The sequence below is a fragment of the Thermoflexus sp. genome, from assembly GCF_034432235.1.
In the GTDB taxonomy this organism is placed as follows: Bacteria; Chloroflexota; Anaerolineae; order Thermoflexales; family Thermoflexaceae; genus Thermoflexus.
In genome coordinates this window covers 41,576-60,378 of the sequence record NZ_DAOUCJ010000048.1, presented here as the reverse complement: position 1 = coordinate 60,378, position 18,803 = coordinate 41,576, and the positions used below count along the sequence as shown (strand labels likewise).

13 protein-coding genes and 1 tRNA gene are annotated in these 18,803 nt (G+C 64.5%); 5 read left to right on the top strand and 9 right to left on the bottom strand.

What is annotated here, in order from left to right:
* Positions 1–1,046, bottom strand: a 1,046-nt coding sequence (locus VAE54_RS05730; RefSeq protein WP_322800983.1) for an aldehyde dehydrogenase family protein, incomplete at its 3' end; no start/stop codon positions are given.
* Between the two features lie 91 nt (positions 1,047–1,137).
* On the opposite strand from VAE54_RS05730, the gene VAE54_RS05725 reads away from it, so the two are divergent.
* Positions 1,138–1,530: a bacterial transcriptional activator domain-containing protein gene (locus tag VAE54_RS05725; RefSeq protein ID WP_322800982.1), complete on the top strand. Its 393-nt coding sequence runs from the start codon at positions 1,138–1,140 to the stop codon at positions 1,528–1,530.
* A 31-nt stretch (positions 1,531–1,561) separates the two neighbouring features.
* Here the strand turns inward: VAE54_RS05725 and VAE54_RS05720 are convergent, their stop codons facing one another.
* The 3 genes from VAE54_RS05720 to recF form a co-directional block, all read right to left on the bottom strand.
* Positions 1,562–2,470 (bottom strand): DMT family transporter, encoded by a 909-nt coding sequence (locus VAE54_RS05720; protein ID WP_322800981.1) that lies wholly within the window; start codon positions 2,468–2,470, stop codon positions 1,562–1,564.
* A gap of 8 nt (positions 2,471–2,478) precedes the next feature.
* On the bottom strand, positions 2,479–5,034 hold the full coding sequence (locus VAE54_RS05715) for a peptidoglycan recognition family protein (RefSeq protein WP_322800980.1): 2,556 nt from the start codon (positions 5,032–5,034) through the stop codon (positions 2,479–2,481).
* A gap of 131 nt (positions 5,035–5,165) precedes the next feature.
* Positions 5,166–6,380, bottom strand: a complete 1,215-nt coding sequence (gene recF, locus VAE54_RS05710; protein WP_322800979.1) for a DNA replication/repair protein RecF — start codon at positions 6,378–6,380, stop codon at positions 5,166–5,168.
* 262 nt (positions 6,381–6,642) lie between these two features.
* On the opposite strand from recF, the gene VAE54_RS05705 reads away from it, so the two are divergent.
* Positions 6,643–7,665 (top strand): sugar ABC transporter permease, encoded by a 1,023-nt coding sequence (locus VAE54_RS05705; RefSeq protein WP_322800978.1) that lies wholly within the window; start codon positions 6,643–6,645, stop codon positions 7,663–7,665.
* On the top strand, positions 7,662–8,477 hold the full coding sequence (locus VAE54_RS05700; RefSeq protein ID WP_322800977.1) for a carbohydrate ABC transporter permease: 816 nt from the start codon (positions 7,662–7,664) through the stop codon (positions 8,475–8,477). The genes VAE54_RS05705 and VAE54_RS05700 overlap by 4 nt, the downstream gene beginning before the upstream one ends.
* A 111-nt stretch (positions 8,478–8,588) precedes the next feature.
* Here the strand turns inward: VAE54_RS05700 and VAE54_RS05695 are convergent.
* Positions 8,589–8,676 (bottom strand) — tRNA-Leu (locus VAE54_RS05695).
* A gap of 88 nt (positions 8,677–8,764) precedes the next feature.
* Here VAE54_RS05695 and VAE54_RS05690 point away from each other — a divergent pair.
* A complete protein-coding gene (locus VAE54_RS05690; protein WP_322800976.1) occupies positions 8,765–10,003 on the top strand; it encodes a S41 family peptidase in 1,239 nt (412 codons plus the stop codon).
* A gap of 123 nt (positions 10,004–10,126) precedes the next feature.
* Here the strand turns inward: VAE54_RS05690 and VAE54_RS05685 are convergent, their stop codons facing one another.
* The 4 genes from VAE54_RS05685 to VAE54_RS05670 form a co-directional block, all read right to left on the bottom strand.
* On the bottom strand, positions 10,127–11,500 hold the full coding sequence (locus tag VAE54_RS05685) for an FAD-dependent oxidoreductase (RefSeq protein ID WP_322800975.1): 1,374 nt from the start codon (positions 11,498–11,500) through the stop codon (positions 10,127–10,129).
* A 103-nt stretch (positions 11,501–11,603) separates the two neighbouring features.
* On the bottom strand, positions 11,604–12,527 hold the full coding sequence (locus VAE54_RS05680) for a regulatory iron-sulfur-containing complex subunit RicT (RefSeq protein ID WP_322800974.1): 924 nt from the start codon (positions 12,525–12,527) through the stop codon (positions 11,604–11,606).
* A gap of 88 nt (positions 12,528–12,615) precedes the next feature.
* The gene (locus VAE54_RS05675; protein ID WP_322800973.1) at positions 12,616–14,988 is read right to left on the bottom strand and encodes a hypothetical protein; all 2,373 of its coding nucleotides are present in this window, start codon (positions 14,986–14,988) and stop codon (positions 12,616–12,618) included.
* A complete protein-coding gene (locus VAE54_RS05670; RefSeq protein ID WP_322800972.1) occupies positions 14,973–16,307 on the bottom strand; it encodes a (Fe-S)-binding protein in 1,335 nt (444 codons plus the stop codon). Before VAE54_RS05670 ends, VAE54_RS05675 begins: the two co-directional genes overlap by 16 nt.
* 269 nt (positions 16,308–16,576) lie before the next feature.
* Here VAE54_RS05670 and VAE54_RS05665 point away from each other — a divergent pair, with 269 nt between their 5' ends.
* The gene (locus VAE54_RS05665) at positions 16,577–18,784 is read left to right on the top strand and encodes a PQQ-binding-like beta-propeller repeat protein (protein ID WP_322800971.1); all 2,208 of its coding nucleotides are present in this window, start codon (positions 16,577–16,579) and stop codon (positions 18,782–18,784) included.
* Positions 18,785–18,803: the final 19 nt, after the last annotated feature.

The following is an 18,803-nucleotide window of genomic DNA, read 5'->3' as shown; positions in this document are numbered from 1 at the left end:
GCCTCCTGGATCCACCCTTCCACCCGCATGGCCTCCCGCTCGTCGATCAGCGGCCCCACATCCACCCGCTCGTCCAGGGGATCCCCCACCACCATCTCTGAGGCCGCGCGGCTGAAGGTCTCCACCAGCGGCTCGAAGATCCTCCGAACGCCATAGATCCGCTGGACCGAGATGCAGACCTGGCCGGAGTTGTAGAAGGCCCCCACCGCCAGCCGCCGCGCCACCCAATCCAGATCCTTCACATCCTCGGCGACGATCACCGGCGTGGTGTTGCCCAGCTCCAGCGTGAGTTTCTTGATTCCCACCACCCGCGTCAGTCGATCCCCCACGGCGCGGCTTCCGGTGAAGCTCACCTTCGCCACGCCGGGGTGCGCCGCGAGCCACTCCCCGACGGTTCCCCCGGGCCCGAAGATCAGGTTGAAGCCCCCCGCCGGGACGCCGGCGGCCTCCAGCACCTGGGCCAGCCTCACGGCCGTCAGGGGCGTGGCGCTGGCCGGCTTCAACACCACCGCGTTCCCCGCCGCCAGGGCCGGCGCGACCTTATGCGCCACCAGGTTCAGCGGGAAGTTGAACGGCGTGATGGCGGCCACCACGCCCACCGGCCGCCGGATGTAGAACCCGAAGTACCCCTCCCCGGCAGGCACCGCGTCCAGGGGGATCACCTCCCCCTCGATGCGCCGGGCTTCCTCTGCGGCGATGGTGAAGGTCCAGATGGCCCGCTCCACTTCGGCCCGGGCCCACTTCAACGCCTTCCCCGCCTCGGCGGCGATCAGCCGGGCGAACTCCTCTTTCTGCGACCGGATCCGCTCCGCCGCCCCTCGCAGGATCTCCGCCCGCCGCCAGGCCGGCAGAGCGGCCATCGCCTTCGCGCCTTCCTGCGCCGCCGCCACCGCCGCCTCCACGTCCTCCCGCCGGGCCTCTGGAACCGTCCCGATCACCTCCCCCGTGTATTTGTCCCGAACCGGGATCGGCGTCCCGCCGTCCGTCCACTGGCCCCCGATGAACTGCTTCGCCTCCCCAAACCGAACCCGCTCACGAACCGCCATGATGCACGTCCCCTTCGGTTTGAGATCCTCTCTGTTCCGGGGAAGCAGCCGGGCAGGCTTTATCGATTCCCCTCCCGTCTCCCATATTACCATGAGTCCGCCATCCAGCCCCTCAAAAGATCCCCACCTCCGGCGGCGGGGTGATGGCCTCGCCCCGGAACGTCCAGAGCGGGAGTATCTATCGGCCCTTTACCTGAGCACAGCCGAACAGGTCGCGAAGGCCCTGGCGGCACGGAACGCCTGGGAGGAAGTGATCCCCATCGCGCAGCGGATCCTGGAGCGGGATCCTTACCACGAGGCCGCCTGCAGGCTGCTGGTTCAGGGATACTGGGCCCTCGGACAGCGCGCGCTGGCGGTTCGCACCTATGAGCGCTTCCGGCAGCGCCTGCGCAGGGAGCTGGGGGTCGAGCCGACCTTCTCCCTGGCCGCCCTGCGCCTGGAGCTCCCGCTGACCCCTCCGGATCCGGGCGAATCCTCCTCATAGGAGCTACGCCGCTGGCCTCTTCCACCTGAACTTAATCCGCTGGGGGAAGAAGGGGCATGCGCCAGCGCGGGAGGGGCGCGCGAGGGGATTCCCGAAGGACCAGCAGGATGCTGAGGATCATCAACGAGGCGCCGGCCCATTGAACCGGCATCAGGCGCTCTCCCAACCATCCCACCGCCAGGGCCACGGTGACCAGGATCTCCATCACGGTCAGCAGGGCGGTCTGGGTCCCCCCCAGGCGCTTGACCCCCATGAACATCCCCAGCCGCGAGAGCATCAGGACGGCCGCCATCGCGAAGATCGGCCCCATGGCGCCTGAGGGCACAGCGGGATGAGGGCTCCCGAAGACCCATCCGGCCACCGGCGTGAAGGCCGCCATCGCCGTCAGGGCGTAGAGGGTGAGGGTCTGAGCCGGCATCTCATACAGGACCCGCTGGCTGAGCACCACATGGAGCGCGTAGAAGCCGCTGGAAAGCAGCACCAGAAGCACGCCGAAGAGATCCGGCACACCCTGAAGGCGGCCTAACAGCAGAACAAGGCCCAGGCTCGCCAGCAGCATCCGCAAACGGGTCAGGCCAGGGATCGGATCGCCGTTGAGACGGCCCATCGCGGCCACCAGGATGGGATACATGGAATAGATCAGATGCGCGATAGCCGCGTCCAGGCGGTAGAGGCCCAGATAGTAAAAAACCGACCCCAGCGCGTTGGTGAAGCCCACCGCCAGACAGCCCAGCAGACCGACCGGATAGATATACAGATAGCGGCGCCAGCGAGGGTGAAGCAAATAGAGCGCCCAGAGGGCCAAGGCGGCCAGCCCGGTGCGCAGGATGACCACCGCCGTGGGATCCGCGCCCGCCTGGTAGGCCCGCTTGGCCAGGATCGGCGCCCCACCCAGTAGAATCGCGGAAAACAACGCGGCCAGGATCCCCTGCCATTCCATCGGAGGCCTCAGCGAAAGCGATGAAGCCGAAGGATCGCCTGGATCTGGGCCATCAGCATCCCCCGCCACGCCGCCCCGATCCGCCACCCTCCCGGACATGGCACCGGCTCCAGCTCCTCGTGCCCCTTCACGGATTCGATCCCCAATCCCAGATGATCCAGCAGATAGGCGATGAGCTGGGCCGTTGCGGTCAGCTGGCGCTCGCCCGGAGGGCGCTGGCGGAAATCCCCGATCAACCCGACGCTGACGGTTGTCACGTTATCGGTTGCCATATGAGAAACCGCCACAGCAAGCGGGTGGATCCGATACAGGATCCCCTCGGCGTCCACCAGAAAGTGATAGCTCGCCCCGGGCATCCCGAGCCGCTCCACCTGGTAAGCGGCGATCTGCAGAGGGGTGATCCCCGCCTCCGTCCCCGTCTGATGCAGAATGAGGCTCCGGATGTGCCCTAACGGGCGCAGCGGAAAAGCGGTTCCCGAACGGGTGGGGAGGCTTCCGGTCAGATCCCGCCACGCCGGCTCCGGCACCCCGGGCACCGGCATGCGGGCTTCTTCCAGGATCCGGCGAGCCGTCTCCCGGATCTTCGCGGCGTAGAGGGGGACATGACGAACGCGCTCCAGAGCCGATCGGATCCCAGACTCCTCCCCGAATGGAGCTCCCCCCGGGAAGAGCTCCTCGATGGCCTGGATCTGCGAGGGCCCCAGCCGAAGACGGGCGAGGAGCCACGCGCAGAGGCGAGCGGTTTGCTCGATTTGCGGCGGGGCAGGATCCTGATCCGCGCGCCATCCTGCCAGGCCGATCCCCACGCTCACCCGCCCATATCCCCCCGCATGACCGGTCATCGCTTCCAGAGGGAGCGTCCAGAAGATCTGCCCATCGGCCGTGATGTAAAAATGATAGGGGAATCCCGGTTGTCCCCCTTGCTCGACCAGGAAGGCCGCCAGGGCTTCCGGCGACAGATCCCCTGGAACCCTCAGGGGATGCAGGACCAGCCAGCGGATCCCCTCCAGAGGGCGCCGCGGCCACGGCGAAGGCTTCCGCCGGTGAAGGATCGGCTCCACCCACAACAGGGACAGGTTGAGACGCTGGAGATCCGCGTCGGTCCATGGGCGGGGGACGATGGGCACGGCCCGCGGATCCCCTTCCACGTTCGCATCGATGGCCCGGATCCATCCGATATGCGCATCGAACTGGGCTTGCCACCACCCTCGATCCGCGGTGGCCATCCGGGCCACCCCCCGCTGGCCTTCTGGAAGCTCCAGGACGGCCGGAGCATGAGCGGACGGGGCCATGCGAAGCGCCGCGGGCCGTCGCAGCGAAAGGAAAATGGGGCCCGGCGAATACAGCGGGACGCTCTGGGGATCCCCCTGGAGGATGAGGGCATCGCGGGGCAGCCACCCATGACGGCCGGTCTCTGGATGGAGCCACGCATACCATTCCCGATCCTCCGTGCAGGCGATGGCCACACCGGCCAGGCCCTCTGGAAGGGAAGCTCCCTCCATCCTTCCGCCCGGGCGATCGCAGGGCCGGATTTCCTGACGGACGATCGCCCGGGGATAGCGCTGGAACCCTGCATCCCAGCGGAAGCGCGCCGCCAGCGCCCGATCCAGATCGTCCAGCAAACGCTCTTTGCCCTCCATGAACCAGGGATCCACCCGCCGCCAGCGATAGAGGATCATGCACCGGATGCAAGAATGGGGCATCTCCGCGTTCCAGCGATGGATCTCCGCATAAGCTTCCGAGATCCACCCTGTATCCGCATCCGGCCAGGGGATCGGATGCCCCTCCTGGTCCCCCATGGAGGCTTCCGTGATGAAGATGGGCCGATAGCGCAGATGGGGAGGGATGGCTTCGATGAAATCGCGATACGCGCGGAAGCCACGACGACGGGCTTCATAGGGTGGGGGGAAGCGGTCCTCATCCGCAATGGAACGCGGGTCCGGGCTCTGGCTGGCGACGTGAAGGGCGATGCCGTCCAGATCCTCCCCGATCGCCGTCAGGACATCGTGGAAGTAAACCACCCAATCGCCCGTGGGGTTCCCGGGATAGCGGAGCGCGGCGGTGAAGGGCGCCACAGCGGCGGGGATAACGAGATCTTCCTCGTGGCCGGGCTGGCTGCGGATCTCCTCGCGGCATCGCCGGAAACAGCGTGCGTAGCGCTCCGGGGTGATCCACTCGGCCGCCTCGAGGCGCCGGGCGGAGGGATCCACCCGGGCGCCGGGCTGCTGCTGCGGGTGGTTGGGCTCGTTCCCAATGACCCAGATGTGGGCGCCCGGGGATGCCGCGACGAAACGGGCGCAACGCCGGGCGAAGGCCTCGTAGCGGTCAGAGGTCGGAAGCGTGCCGTTGGGATATCGGCCGTAGTTCAGCACAACGATGACCCCGAATCCCGCCTCCGCCCATGACTGGTAGGTCGAACCGCGCCCGCTCATATCCCCCGGATCGGCCCCGATGGTCTCTTCGAAAACCACCCAACCGGTCATGCCGGCCGTGCGGAACCGCTCTCGCCACGGGCCCGGGTCGTGGATGCCATACAGGTAAACCGGCCAGGGAATTCGAAGCATATCCGGTCGCGCTTTGCCCGATGGGGATCTCCAAGGGTGGGGAGCGGCCTTCAGCGGCCTGCACCCCACGAAAGAGCTCAGATCGAATGCGCGGCCCCTGCCCCTACCTTATCCCCATTCGCATCGAGGCGCTAATGCGCCTCGCGGAGGAACCCGGCCTGCACCACAAAGCGGCGAACCCGCTCCCGGAACTCCGGCTCGAAGAGCATAGGATCCGCGGTGGTCAGGATAGCCTGCTCTACATCCTCCAGGGCTCGGAGCAGATAGCGCCGGCGCTCCCCGTCCAGCTCCGCCATGACCTCGTCCAGCAACAGGACGGGGCTTTCCTGAAAGATAGAAGCCAGCCAGCGGGCAGCCGCCAGCTTGAAGGCCAGGATCGCTGTGCGCTGTTGCCCGCGAGAACCATAAAGGCCCAGGTCTACCCCGTCCACAACGAACCGCAGATCATCCCGATGGGGGCCGATCCGGGTGGTCCCCCGCCGGATATCCAGCGCGCGCTCACGAAGCAGAGCGCGCCGGAAAGCTTCCCGCAACTCGTCTTCCGGGAGGGTCTCCCCCCACGTCATCCCTCCCAGCGCCATCTGACCCTCCGCCTGAAAGGGATCCAGGCCGGGCACATATCGCAAGAACATGGGTTCCCCCCCGCTGAGGGCTTTGTGGATGTCCTCGGCATGGCGGGCGATGGCTCGCAGGGCGCGGGCCCGCTGATCCATCAGCGGGGCCCCATAGCGAGCCACCGCCTCATCCCATAGATCCAGCTGCGCCGGGTCGCCGCCCTCCTCCTGGAGCTGGCGGAGCAGCGCATTGCGCTGGGCGAGGGCGCGCTGATAAGCGGTTAGCGTCCGGGCGAAGGCTGACGAGGTCTGGGCGATCAGGAGATCCAGCAACCGCCGCCGCTCCGCCGGCGGCCCCCCCACCACCTCGACATCCTGCGGGGTGAACAGGACAACCGCGGCCTGTCCGAAGAGATCCAGCACCCGATGGGGAACCCCGTTGATTCGCACCTGCTTGCGGATGGAGGCGGCCTCTGGCGTGAGGGTCAGGCGGGAGGGTATGCCTCCCTCCGCCACCAGCGTGAGCTCCAGACGAACCGGGCCGTCCTTCCGCATAAATTCGGCGATCACCCGGGCGAACGGCATGGGGTCCTGCCAGGCCGACCAGTGGATCAGCTCCCGATCGCTGGAGGTGCGGAACGAGTGCCCCATGGCCGCATAGGCGATGGCCTCCAGGAGGTTCGTTTTCCCCTGGGCGTTCCCGCCGTAAATGATCATCACCCGCGGCTCCAATCGCCACTCGAGCCGCGCGTAGTTTCGAAACTGAGTCAGGCTGAGCGCTCGAAGCCACATCCCGGAACGCCGCGTGAAAGATTCCAGACGACATCCATCTCAGACTATAATCATATCAAATCATCGACGCTTATCCGATCGGGGCTGGCCGTAATTTCCAGCGCACGCTTGCAGTCAAGATGATGCTTCGCCCAGCTATGAAGCCGGATATGGGCCCCGAACCCTTGAAAAGGCGGATGACCCCTTTTCAGAATCCCGGTAAATGGGCGAAGCCATCCGCAGCGTCCATGGCGCGGATCGAGCAAATGGGGAGGAGGCGAGGATGGAGAAGCGCCCTCAGGATCCGGCTCCCACCATCGGCGCGCCCCGGGTCGCGCAACGGACGGTTCCCGTTCCCCGATGGCTGCATGCCGCGAGGGAAATCCGGCGGCGCCTGGAGAGCGCGCTGCCGGTTCTCCTGCTCACCCCCTCGGTGATCGCGGTGCTGATTTTCGTCTACGGGTTCATCGGGTGGACCGTCTACATCTCGCTGACCCGATGGAACGATGTGCTGCCGGATTACACGTTCGTCGGCCTGCGAAACTATATCGGGCTGTTTCAAACCCCACGGTTCCAGGCGGACATCCGCAACGTGATGGTCTTCACGACCCTCTTCCTACTGGGGGCGATCGGGGTGGGCTTCTTCGCCGCCCTTTTGCTGGATCAGCGGGTGAAGGGGGAGACGTTCTTCCGCAGCGTGTTCCTGTTCCCCATGGCCATCTCCTTCATCGTAACCGGCATCGCATGGCAATGGCTGTTCAACCCCCAAACCGGCATCAATCTTCTTTTAAAATATGTGGGCTACTCTGGACCGCTGCCGCGCTGGTTCACGGATCCTACCATTATGTTCGGCGTGAAGGCGGGGGCGATTCAGGTGGGGCTTCCGGTGGCGTTGATCCCGGTGGTGATCGCCGCCACGTGGCAGCTTTCCGGGTTTACCATGGCCATGTATCTGGCCGGCCTGCGGGGGATCCCGGAGGAGCTGCGGGAAGCCGCCCGGGTGGATGGGGCCAGCGAGTGGCAGATCTATCGCCATGTGGTCCTGCCGCTGCTCCGGCCGGTCACCCTGAGCGCTCTGATTGTGCTGGGGCATATCTCCCTCAAGATCTTTGACCTCACCGTGGCGATGACCGGCAGCGGCCCGGGGTTCGCCACAGACATGCCCGCCTACTTCATGTTTGAAACCACGTTCCGGGGGAACCATTTCGCCCAGGGAGCCGCGATCGCCACCATCATGCTCCTCACTGTCGCCGCCCTGATCATCCCCTACCTTCGCTACAGTCTGAGCCGGGAGACCGAGCTATGAGGCTGGGACGCGTCGGGATCTACGCGGCCTTATGGGCGCTAGCTCTCTTTTATCTGCTGCCCGTTTATGTGCTGCTCCTTACCGGCCTGAAGAGCTTCGCCGAGGCGGATCTGACGCGCATGTGGAACTGGCCGACCCAGCCCTCGCTGGCCGCTTTCGCCAAGGCATGGGAAAAGCTCTCCCCGAACTTCATGAACAGCGTCTACCTGGTGATCCCGGCCACCGTGATCTCTTCCTTCATCGGCTCCATCAACGGCTACATCCTGGCCCGGTGGCGCTTCCGAGGCTCGGAGCTCCTCTTCCCGGTCATCCTCTTCGGCATGTTCATCCCCTATCAGAGCATCCTGATCCCGCTGGTTCGTTTCCTTCAGTCCATCGGCCTCTACGGCTCCATACCGGGGCTCATCCTGGTCCACGTGGTTTACGGCATCCCCATCACCTCCCTCATCTTTCGCAATTACTACGCGTCGATCCCCGGGGAGCTGGTGGAGGCCGCCAAGATCGATGGGGCTTCTCTGCTGGGCATCTATCGCTGGGTGATGCTCCCCCTTTCCCAGCCTGGATTCGCCGTGGTGGCCATCTGGCAGTTCACCCAGATCTGGAACGATTTCCTCTTTGCGGTCACGGTGACCAACAAGCCGGCTCAGCAGCCGATCACGGTGGCGCTGCAGAACCTGGCGGGGAGCCAGATCGTCGAGTGGAATGTCCAGATGGCCGGCGCGCTGCTGGCCGCCCTGCCTACGCTGCTGGTTTACATCTTCCTGGGCCGCTTCTTCCTGCGCGGGTTGCTCGCGGGGGCCCTGAAAGGATAGACGAGCATGCCGATCAGGGGATCTCCCGAGCCCTGGGAAGGAGGAAGCCGTGGATTTGCGCCCGTGGGAAACTCGAGGATATATAAAAACCCCGGCAGGGGGCCGGGGTTCTGGTGCCCGGGGCGGGATTTGAACCCGCACGGCCTGAAGGGCCAGCGCCCCCTCAAGACGCCGCGTCTGCCTGTTCCGCCACCCGGGCAAGGCCATAGCAATTATACCAGCGGTCCGTCGCATCGACAAGATCCATCGCCTCAATTCGGTTTTTAACTGACATGAGGAGGCTGACCGTGAATAGCTTGCTCCGACGCGCAGGAAACCTTCTTCTATTCGCTATCCTGGCGACCGGATTGCTCGGCTCCGCGTTTTTAAGCGGGTTCGCCGTCGCATGGGGAATGCACCCAGCGCCTTCCCGGACCCGGTCCGCCGCGCCGGCGGTGACCACGCCAGCCGCGCCGCCCCAGGATCTCCAGCAAGCTTTCGGGATCTTCTGGGAAGCGTGGAAGCTGGTTCAGGAGGAATATTACGGCGAGATCCCTGCCCCCCAGACGGTGGTCTACGGCGCTGTGCGGGGCGCCCTGCAGACCCTGGGGGATCCCTATACGTCCTTCATCGAACCCAAGATCGCCCGGATCCTGGAGGAGGACGCTTCGGGGCAGTTTGAAGGGATCGGGGCCTTGGTGCGCATGAACCGGGACAACAAACTGGAGATCGTGCGCGTCTTCGAGGGCTCCCCAGCCCAGAAGGCCGGCATCCGGGCCGGGGACCTGGTGATCGAAGTCAACGGGCAATCGATCGTCGGCTACAGCATCTATGAGGCCGTGGCGCTGATCCGGGGCCCGGCCGACACCTCGGTGACCCTCACCATTGAACGCCCTGGGCAGCGCGAACCCCTCCGGGTCACCGTCACCCGGGCTCGCATCACCATCCCCGTTGTGGAAGCCCGCATGCTCCCTGAAAACATCGCGTATATCCGGCTGCTCGACTTCAGCGCCCAGGCGACCCGTCAGCTCCAGGAGCAACTGAAAGGGCTGCTGGCCCAGAACCCGCGGGGCCTCATCCTGGACCTGCGCGATAACCCGGGGGGGTTCCTGGACCAGGCTATTCAAGTCGCCGATCTCTTCCTGGACGAGGGAGTGATCGCCTATGAGCGCACGAAGGACGGCGAGGAGCGGGTGTTCCGCTCCAAGAGCGGCGATATCGGGGAAAAGATCCCCATGGTGGTGCTGGTGAACGCCGGAAGCGCCAGCGCCACAGAGATCGTGGCCGGCGCTCTGCAGGATCGCGGTCGGGCCCGACTGATCGGCGAGCGAACGTTCGGGAAGGGATCTGTGCAGCTCGTCCATACCCTTTCCGACGGCTCCGAGCTACGGGTCACCATCGCCCGCTGGTTCACGCCCAGCAACCGGGCGATCCACGGGGAAGGATTGAAGCCGGATATCGAGGTGAAGGCAGAGCCTGGAGCGGAAACCGGAGGGGTGGATCCTCAGCTGCAGCGTGCGGTGGAGGTCCTGCTGCAGGGGCAATGAGCCTTTATTGAATCACCGGCATCCCTTCGGGATCGTCGACAGCGGGATCCTTCTGGCCCTCGCCGGGTGGATCGCCCTCCTGTTTTCCGCCTTACGGGGCAATGACAGCTGTGTGGGTCCATGCTACAGCTGCCATGTCTCCCCCCATGCGTTGAGGCGCGTCCGGTAATCGGGGCGTTCGTAGCGATCCAGGGTGAAGGCGGAGGCGTAGTCCGGAAGCGGCTCCCCCAGGATGTGGGCGGCCAGGAGCTCCCCTGCCCCCATCGCCGCCATAATGCCGAAACCGGAGAGCGCGCCGATCAGATAGGCTCCCTCCACCGGCATCGGGCCGATCAGCGGCCGGTTCTCCGGCGTTCGGACATAGTATCCTCCGTCCACAACGGGGCGGGGCATACGGGCCCGGTAGACCTGAAGCCCGGGGATCGCTGTCATCAGGCCTCGCAGCACCACCTCCGGGAACAGGGGATCCTCCGGGAGCGGGAAGATCGGCTCGACCGGCTGTGCCGCATAGGGCCAGAGCATCAACACGTAGGGGCTCTCTGCGCCCCCCTCCGGCCGCAGATGGGCACCCCCGGGCAGCTCCTCCAGCAGCTCCGAACGCCCCATCTCCCTCAGCAGCTCCCGCTCTTCTTCCGACCACGGCAACCGCTGAGGATCCGCCCAGATCACCAGCGGCGCGTCCCGCGGGATCACCCGCTCCACATCCGGGAACATGGCTTTCCGGTGCAGCTCGCAAAAGACCGGCAGCTCAACCCCCATCATCCGGGCCACATCCGCGACAAATGGGCCTGCCGCGTTGACCAGACATCCGGCACTCACCGTTTCCTCGCCTCCGGGGAAAGCCAGCCGGACCGCCTGGAGACGGTTCCCTCGCACCGCAACCGCCTGGAGCGCCGCGGTGCGGAACACCACCCCGCGAGCCCGCGCCTGCTCCAAAAGCCCCATGCCCAGGCCGTAAGCGCTCAACCAGCCACACCGGCGAACGTGCAGGACGGCCACGGTTCGCTCGGAGAGATAGGGGAAGCGGCGGCGGATCTCCTGAGGATCCAGGAACACATCCACGCCGTCAGGCAGCCCATCGAAGCCTTCAGGCGGTGATGGGAGATAAGGGGAATCCGAGGGGGAACCTGCGCGCCGGCGGACCGGGCCGGCGCCATACCGGGCGGCCTGTTCGGCGGCCTGGAGAAGCTGTTCCGCCCGGGAGGGATCGGCGGTGGCGTAGAGGTAACCCCGACGGTTCATGCGGAAGGCGTTCTCACCGGATCGGGCCAGCTCCTCCAGGAGATCGATGCTCCGGTTCATCAGACGGACCATGGCGTCATCCGGACCGGGCCACCAGTTGCGATAGGCTTCCGTCGATTTATCGCTGGTGAGACCGAGAGGCGCTGCCCGATCGATCACGAGGATCCGAAGGGAGGGCTGGCGGAGGCTCAGATGATAGGCCGCGGAGATCCCGGCGATCCCCGCCCCGCAAATCACCACGTCCGCTGTCGCCATCACCGATTCCTGGACCTCATCCAAAGGGTCTTCGGGCTGGACGGCGGGCCTTCGCCCCCCCACCCAGCCCCCACAAGGCGGAATCCCCACCCGCAGGCGCTCGCTATCCGGAGTTCTCCCCGTTCCCTCCATTGCGCCGACCGCAGGTGCAGTTCTCCCCGTTGTGGCATGGCTTCTCCGCCTTCTGCTGGAGCGCTTTCAGCTCATCCAGGGGCTGGAGCTGATCCCTGGGAACCTCGTGGAGCTGATCCCCCACGCGGACCAGGGCGGCCTCTTTCAGGGGAAGCACCTCCACCACCACGCCTTCCCCATGGGGGGTCATCACCGCCTTGCCCTTCTTCGGCAGCTCCTGTTTCGCTCGAACGTATTGCTCGTATTCATAGATCAGGCAGCACCGAAGCCGCCCACACATGCCGGTGATGTCCTCCGGGTTCAGGGAAAGGCCCTGTTCCTTGGCCATTTTGATCGAGATCGGGCTGAATTCGGTCAGGAAGAGGGAGCAGCATCGGGTCTCCAGGCCGCATGCTCCCATCCCGCCGACGATCTTGGCCACATCCCGTGGGCCGATCAACCGCAGCTCCACCTGTCGTCCCCGGTAGGCTTCCTCCAGCCGCTGTCGCAAAGGCTCCAGATTGACTTTCTCCTCGGTGTGATAAAGGAACGAGATATGCTTCCCATCGAAGGAGATCTCCACCTTCACGATCTTGATCGAAAGCCCGAGCTGGCGGGCGTGGTCCCGGGCCACCACCAGGGCCTCGATCTCCTTGCGCTCCCAGTATTTGCGGATCGCCAGGTCCCGATTGGTGGCCGGCCGTTCCACCGGCCGCAGCGGTCCCTCGATCCGGCCGCTGCGGGGCATCCCTATGGAGACCACCTTGCCGAGCTGCTTGCCCCGCGGGGTCTCCACGATCACCCAATCGCCCACCTGCAACGCATAAGGTCCGGGGTCGAAGTGATAGATCTTTCCGACCGGATGGAACCGAACGCCCACCACCCGCTCGCTGGCTGAAACCATCTCTGCGGCCATCGCGATGCTCCATCCCCCATGGGTTTTCGAGCGGGAAGATCCAGGCCCTGGTGCCTCGCTGGGGGCGCGCCGCCCCTTTGAAGGCGGGTCACTCGATGGCGATCCACTCCATACGGGGGATCACCAGCCGCCAGCGGACATCGAAGCGCCACAGGCCGGCCTCCCGCGCGATCCGGAAAGCTTCCTCCATCTCCCGACGGAACACCCGCCGGTTGATCTCCGCATAGCGGGGATCCGTCTTCGCCTTCCAGGCCGGATAATATTGATCCATCAGGTTGACGTAGGTGTCCCGCGAGAGCCCGGCCAGCCACCGCATGATCTCCCGGGTTTCATCCAGAAGGCCGGGCATCACCAGGTGGCGCACCAGCACCCCTCGCACCGCCAGGCCCTCCTCATCCACCCGGAGCTCGCCCACCTGGCGGTGCATCTCGGCGATCGCCTGACGGGCCACCTCCGGGTAGTTCGCCGCCAGCAGATACTTCCGGCTCCGCTCGGGGGTCCACAGCTTGAAATCCGGCATGTAAATATCCACCAGCCCTTCCATCACCCGCAAGCTCTCCAGGCTGTCGTAGGCGCTGGTGTTATACACGAGAGGCACCCGCAGGCCCATCTCGATGGCATACGGGAGCGCCTCCACGATCTGCGGCACTACGTGCTCCGGGGTGACGAAGTTGATGTTATGGCACCCCATCTCCTGAAGTCGGATCATCAGCCGGGCCAGCTCCTTCGGCGTTAACTCCTCTCCCTCCCCGAGCTGACTGACCTCATAGTTCTGGCAATTTGAGACTGCAACAAACGAAGCAACATAAGAATGATCGGGATCATCGACCTCCAGGTTATAAACAAATCCATCGTATTTCTTGGTCTCAATTTTGCGTATAGCAACCAGATAGAAATCTCCCACATCTTTACAAAAGCCACGCTTTCGTCCTTTTTTCGGAAGCTTGACTATGTATACCGGGGATGGCTGCACCCATCGACCTTCAATCTGTTTAATCGGTTGTGGTTCCCATTGGTAAATAGAAGGGAAATATCCGAGACGAAAGCCTATCTCCAAGGCACCGAAAGCAAGCTTCCTGGACGTTGTGGTCAGGACCTCATCAGAGCGCTCGCGATGACCATCTCCCGCCAGCAAGCCATTCATGAAAGACTGCATTATGGCCTCTGAAGACAAGAATATGATTGAAGGAACCCTTTTGTTTTTCGAGTTATTGCCACATAGATGGTAGAATAACAGGGCAAGCGAGGTTTTACCGACCTCCACTGTAACAGTGGTTCGCCGCTCAACGTATTGAGGACGGATGCCGAATCGACGTTGGATGATCTTGGCCACACGGGCAGCCAGCTCCCTCTCATGAAGGCCAAACGAGAAAACTAATCGATAAGCATGAGGACGATTTCGAATCTTGGACACATGTCCTTCCGCACAATATATGCCCAGAAGCCAGGCAAGATCGGGAGTCAATCGAATACGCTCCGGTATCCCTGGGCGCTTCTCTGTCTGAAAGCGAATTTTCCCTTTTTCTACAACCAGAGTGTTGCTTGTGGAGAGCTCCGTCCCAGGATTCAAGCGCCCGCGTCGCCACATTCCTCGAAGCTTACGCAGATAAGCAGGATGATAGCCAGTCAAACCTGCCAGGTCCCTGGAGGTCAGAGGCTGAGCGAAGAGTGCGCTCAAATCTGTTACGGACAAACGCCGGGGCACTGCCTTGCGGAACGATCCTTCCTCCCTTGAAAGGAGCTCCCGGAGCCCCAGGATTTCCATCGCCTGAAATCCAGTTCGTTTGGGAACCAGAAGCCAGTGCTCACCGGTCAGTTGATCGGCTCGAACCCTGAGCACCTGATGCGGGGCGGAGGGATGAACCGCAAACACCTCATGGTTCGGAGTCAGAAGCAGGGGAGGGCCATAATAAGGCTCGATGCGGATCAGATCCCCTTTATAGGGATGTCGGAACGCTTTGCTCACCCATGCCAGCCGGGAATGCCGGGTGAAAACCCTCAGGGATTGATCGAAGAAGCGCACCTGACCTCCTGCATAATCCAGCTCCCGCTCGCCACGCTCAAAGATCTCACGGATCGGCAGCGGCCCTTCTTCCGTCATCACCATCGTGTCCGGCGGCATGCAAAAGACACAGCGCAGGTTGCACCAGGAGAAGAAGATGGTGCCTGATCCACGCCAGCCGCGGAGGACGTCCTCTTCCCCGAAGTGCGGGAACGCGCTGGCCACGCGGGCGTAGCGCCCCACCCGGCAGACCCCGAAGGCATTGGCCAGACGGTCCACCCCTTTGCACAGACGCGGGCACACCCGGCAGGAGGGCCCCAGGTGCGAAAGGGCCTCCTCCACCTTCTCCTTCAGACGGCCCTCTTCATAGGTCTTCAGATAGGCAGGGATGAACTCGCGGCGGGGGATCAGGAAACGGCCGTTCCCATGGACTTCCGGCGGGATCACCCAGCGCCCCATCCCTCCCTCCTTTCTTGAACCGACAGCCCGGCATCCAGGACTTCAGAGAGATGGCGAACCTGGATCGCTGATCCAGATCGACGGGCTCCCCACTCCAGCTGGAGCATGCATCCCGGGTTCGCGGTGACCACCACGGAGGCGCCGGTGGCAGCGATATCGGCCATCTTCCGCTCCAGCAGCCGGCGGGACATCGCCGGATGGGTCAGGTTGTAAATGCCCGCGCTCCCACAGCAGCGGGTCGCGTCGGGCAGCTCCCGGAACGTCGCCCCCTGCAGCCGGCGCAACAGCGCCCGGGGAGGCCGCCGAACCCCCTGCCCATGGCTCAGGTGGCATGGCTCATGATACGTCAGGCGGAGCCCCGGAGCGACCGGCTGGAGGTCCTCCGGCCAGATCACCTCCAGCCACTCCGTGAGATCCCGGACCCGGGAGGCGAAGGCGCGCGCGCGGTCCGCCCAATCCGGGTCATCCGCCAGAAGATGGGCGTATTCTTTGAGGAAGCCGCTGCACGCTGCGCAGTCGGCCACGATGGCATCGAGAGGCCCCAGGGCCTCGAAGGCAGCGATGTTCCGGCGGGCGAAGCGCCGCGCCGTCTCCCGCAGGCCCTGATCGTCCTGGGGCGCGCCGCAACAGACCGGATCCGGGGGGACGATCACGGCGCACCCCAGGCGCTCCAGCAGGCGGACGCTGGCGCGCACGACGTCGCCATACACCGCATTCATCACGCATCCCAGGAAGAAGCCCACCCGATAGCGCGGCGCCGGCGGGGAGGCCCGGCGCGTTAGCTCCTTTCGAACCGGACGGGCCGGCCGCGGGGCGAGATCCAGCAGCTCCCCCAGCGAGGGGAGGAAACGAAAGAGGCGACGGGCGAGAGGGATCAGGCCCAGGCGCCAGGCCCAGCGGAGGGGCGCGGCGGCCCATTCGGCCGCCCGGGGCGAGCCCAGGGCGCGCTCCAGGAGCAGACGCAGCCACCATGGGCGCGGACGCTGGACCGCGGCCGCCGCCCGTCCGGCCACGATCAGCTCCCCGATGGGGATCCCGGCCGGGCAGACCGTATTGCAGGCCCGACAATCCAGGCAATGATAGAGGTGCGCCTCCACCGTCTCATCCAGGGACAGCCGTCCCTCCTCCACCGCCCGGAGGAGCGCGAGACGCCCCCGGGGGGACTGCACCTCATGGAGGGTCTCCTGGTAAGTCGGACAAACCGGAAGGCAGCGCGCGCACCGGACGCAGGAAAGCAGGGCCTCATAATCCGGCCCCTCCGCCAGCGCCACCTGCCGGCCCGGGATCGGCTCGAACAGGCGAGAGGCGAATCCCTCCATTCATTCCCCTCTATCCATTATGCCATCGGATTCCAACCTGGAGCCCGGAAAACCGGAAAGCCAGCATGCAGGGATCCGACATCTTCAGCCGATTCGATGAACCAAGGACATGATTTTGAGGTCCGCTGGTTCCAGACAGAACTTCCATCACTCATTCTACCCCACGCAGGCCGATTTTCGAATACCCTATTGACAGATCCTCGATACAATGTTAGCATGTCGTTGGTTTGATTTTTGTTTGACCCCAACTGGAAGTTGAAGGAGCCCCGATGGTTCATCGCATCCCGATGGGCATGCTGATTCTGGGGTTGACCTTCTGCGGGAGCCCCTCGCTACCGATGTCTTCTCCTTTGCCGACGGTGGAAGCGACCGGGGTTCCCTCCTCGCTGCCGGCCTTCCCATTATCGATGGCCTCCCCGCCTCCGGCCCATGCGACCTCCACGCTCCCGGGGATCTCCCTCGCAATTTCCGCGACCGCAACCTACCGGCTGTATCTACCAGGGGTGTTCCGCCAGTTCGCCATGAGCAGCACAGACGAATGGACCCAACATGCCCACGACGCCCAGCGAACCAGTTCCACCAACCAGGTGGTGCCCCCTCCATGGCGCTGGAAATGGGCCTGGAACGGGCCGGATGCCCAGGGCCGGGTGAGCCCGGGGAAATTCCGCCTTCCCCGCAACAGCCAGCCGGTCACCGGCGGGGGGAGGGTTTACATCGCCGCCGGCGATCGGGGTGTCTTCGCCCTGGACAACATGAACGGACAGGTGATCTGGAACCGAAATCCTGGCGGGGCGCGGATTCACTCCACTCCGGCCTATGATGCAGACACCGGCTCCCTGTTCGTTCTCTCCACCAATGGAACCCTCTACCGGCTGAATGCTGCCACGGGGGAGATCACCGGGCAGTTCCCCACCGGGGCCTCCAGCGATCTCCCGCTCCCACCCGCCCTGTTCGGCGATCGCGTCTTCTTCTCCATGGGAAACCGCGTCTACGCGATCCACAAGAGCTCTATGTCCCTGCTCTGGTCCTATGACGCTGGCTCCTCAGTTCACACACCGCCCGCTTACTCCCCCTCCCGAGACCTGGTGGTCGTGGCCTCCCAGGATCTTTACGTGCACGCCATCCGCAACTCCGATGGATCCCGCGTCTGGCGGGTCAAGCCCACCCCTCGCCAGCCCGGAGATCCCGGGTCGTCTTCCAATTACGCGGAGGTTCGAAACGGCTGGCCGGTGATCGCCGAGGGTCATGGTCTGGTCCTCATCAAGCTGCGCCTGGATTGGGAGGCCATGTGGAAGCCGTGGAGTCCATGGCCCGGCGATAACGCTGCCATGCGAAGCGGGCTGTCCGCCCAGCCCCAGTATCAGGCCCTGCTGGCCCTGCGGCTGGCGGATGGATCTCCCGCTTTCATCGCCAATGTAGGCCACGGCGGGTTCGGGGATGGCGGCTATCTCCCTATGGGCCCCCAGCCGGTCGTTAAGCGTTTCCCGGATGGTCAGGAGGTCGCCTACGTCGTCATGCGCGGATCCCCATGTCTTCAATCCCCATGCGATGGGCGCTACGATTCCCGTCTGGGGGAGATGATGCTGGATGACACCACGGTCCCGGGCTACCGGGCGGGAGATGTTCGCTTCATGCAGAACACCTTCTTCCCTACGGATGAGCAAGCCAACCTTTCCATGTCGGGGGATTCCATCTTCGGGGCTCACTGGATGTTCGGCTTCGCCCACCAGATTCTGGATCGCTCCCCCTCTCGAGGCACTGGAAGCAATCCGATCCCCACTCAGAACCTGCCGCACATCATCACCTCAGCCAGCAACTGCGGTTTCAGCCCCAGCCACTACTGCCCGGACTTTTTAACTCAAGACGGCGACTCGCGGACGATCCCAGGAGGCTTCTACATTTACTACAATCAGGGGAAAGTATATGATCAGTTCTGGTCCGAATACGCGGCCTGGGTGATCAGCAACAACACCATCTACTTTGTCAGCGCGGACGGAGCAGTGATCGCCCTGGAACACGGGGATCCGCTCTCGGTCTCCTCGGGCTCCTCTCCAAGCCTTCCGGACGCCCGCGTGGAAACCTCATGGCCGGAGAAGGAGAGGCCTGCCGAACGCGCTCCGAACCTGAATCGACCGATCCCCGCTTCGCTCGCGGCGATGCACGTGGGAAAGGTCGGGGAGGTGGAGGGGGTCATCCGCTTCGTGTTCAACAACGGGAAAGCCGTTTACCTGGGATTCCAGAACCCACATCAAGGCGCGTTGAAAATTCGCATCCTGCGCCCCTACTGGGATCGCTTCCCGTTGCCGCCGGAGCAGATGATCCGGCCCGGCACCGCGATCCGGGTGCGCGGCCAGATCGACTGGTATCAGGGAGACCCGCAGATCCTCGTAGAACAACCAGATCAGATCCGCATCGTGGACTCCCCGTGGCTCACCGATCTGGCGCTCCTCCTCCGCGCCGGGGTCGTACGCCCATAGCGGATCGAGGAAAGCGCCC

What these genes read in the sequence shown, in the direction of transcription:
- VAE54_RS05700 (WP_322800977.1), top strand. Translation starts at nt 7,662, where the DNA reads ATGAGGCTGGGACGCGTCGGGATCTACGCGGCCTTATGGGCGCTAGCT.
- VAE54_RS05675 (WP_322800973.1), bottom strand. Translation starts at nt 14,988, where the DNA reads ATGGGGCGCTGGGTGATCCCGCCGGAAGTCCATGGGAACGGCCGTTTC.
- VAE54_RS05685 (WP_322800975.1), bottom strand. Translation starts at nt 11,500, where the DNA reads ATGGCGACAGCGGACGTGGTGATTTGCGGGGCGGGGATCGCCGGGATC.
- VAE54_RS05670 (WP_322800972.1), bottom strand. Translation starts at nt 16,307, where the DNA reads ATGGAGGGATTCGCCTCTCGCCTGTTCGAGCCGATCCCGGGCCGGCAG.
- VAE54_RS05705 (WP_322800978.1), top strand. Translation starts at nt 6,643, where the DNA reads ATGGAGAAGCGCCCTCAGGATCCGGCTCCCACCATCGGCGCGCCCCGG.
- VAE54_RS05680 (WP_322800974.1), bottom strand. Translation starts at nt 12,527, where the DNA reads ATGGCCGCAGAGATGGTTTCAGCCAGCGAGCGGGTGGTGGGCGTTCGG.
- recF (WP_322800979.1), bottom strand. Translation starts at nt 6,380, where the DNA reads ATGTGGCTTCGAGCGCTCAGCCTGACTCAGTTTCGAAACTACGCGCGG.
- VAE54_RS05715 (WP_322800980.1), bottom strand. Translation starts at nt 5,034, where the DNA reads ATGCTTCGAATTCCCTGGCCGGTTTACCTGTATGGCATCCACGACCCG.
- VAE54_RS05725 (WP_322800982.1), top strand. Translation starts at nt 1,138, where the DNA reads ATGAGTCCGCCATCCAGCCCCTCAAAAGATCCCCACCTCCGGCGGCGG.
- VAE54_RS05665 (WP_322800971.1), top strand. Translation starts at nt 16,577, where the DNA reads ATGGTTCATCGCATCCCGATGGGCATGCTGATTCTGGGGTTGACCTTC.
- VAE54_RS05720 (WP_322800981.1), bottom strand. Translation starts at nt 2,470, where the DNA reads ATGGAATGGCAGGGGATCCTGGCCGCGTTGTTTTCCGCGATTCTACTG.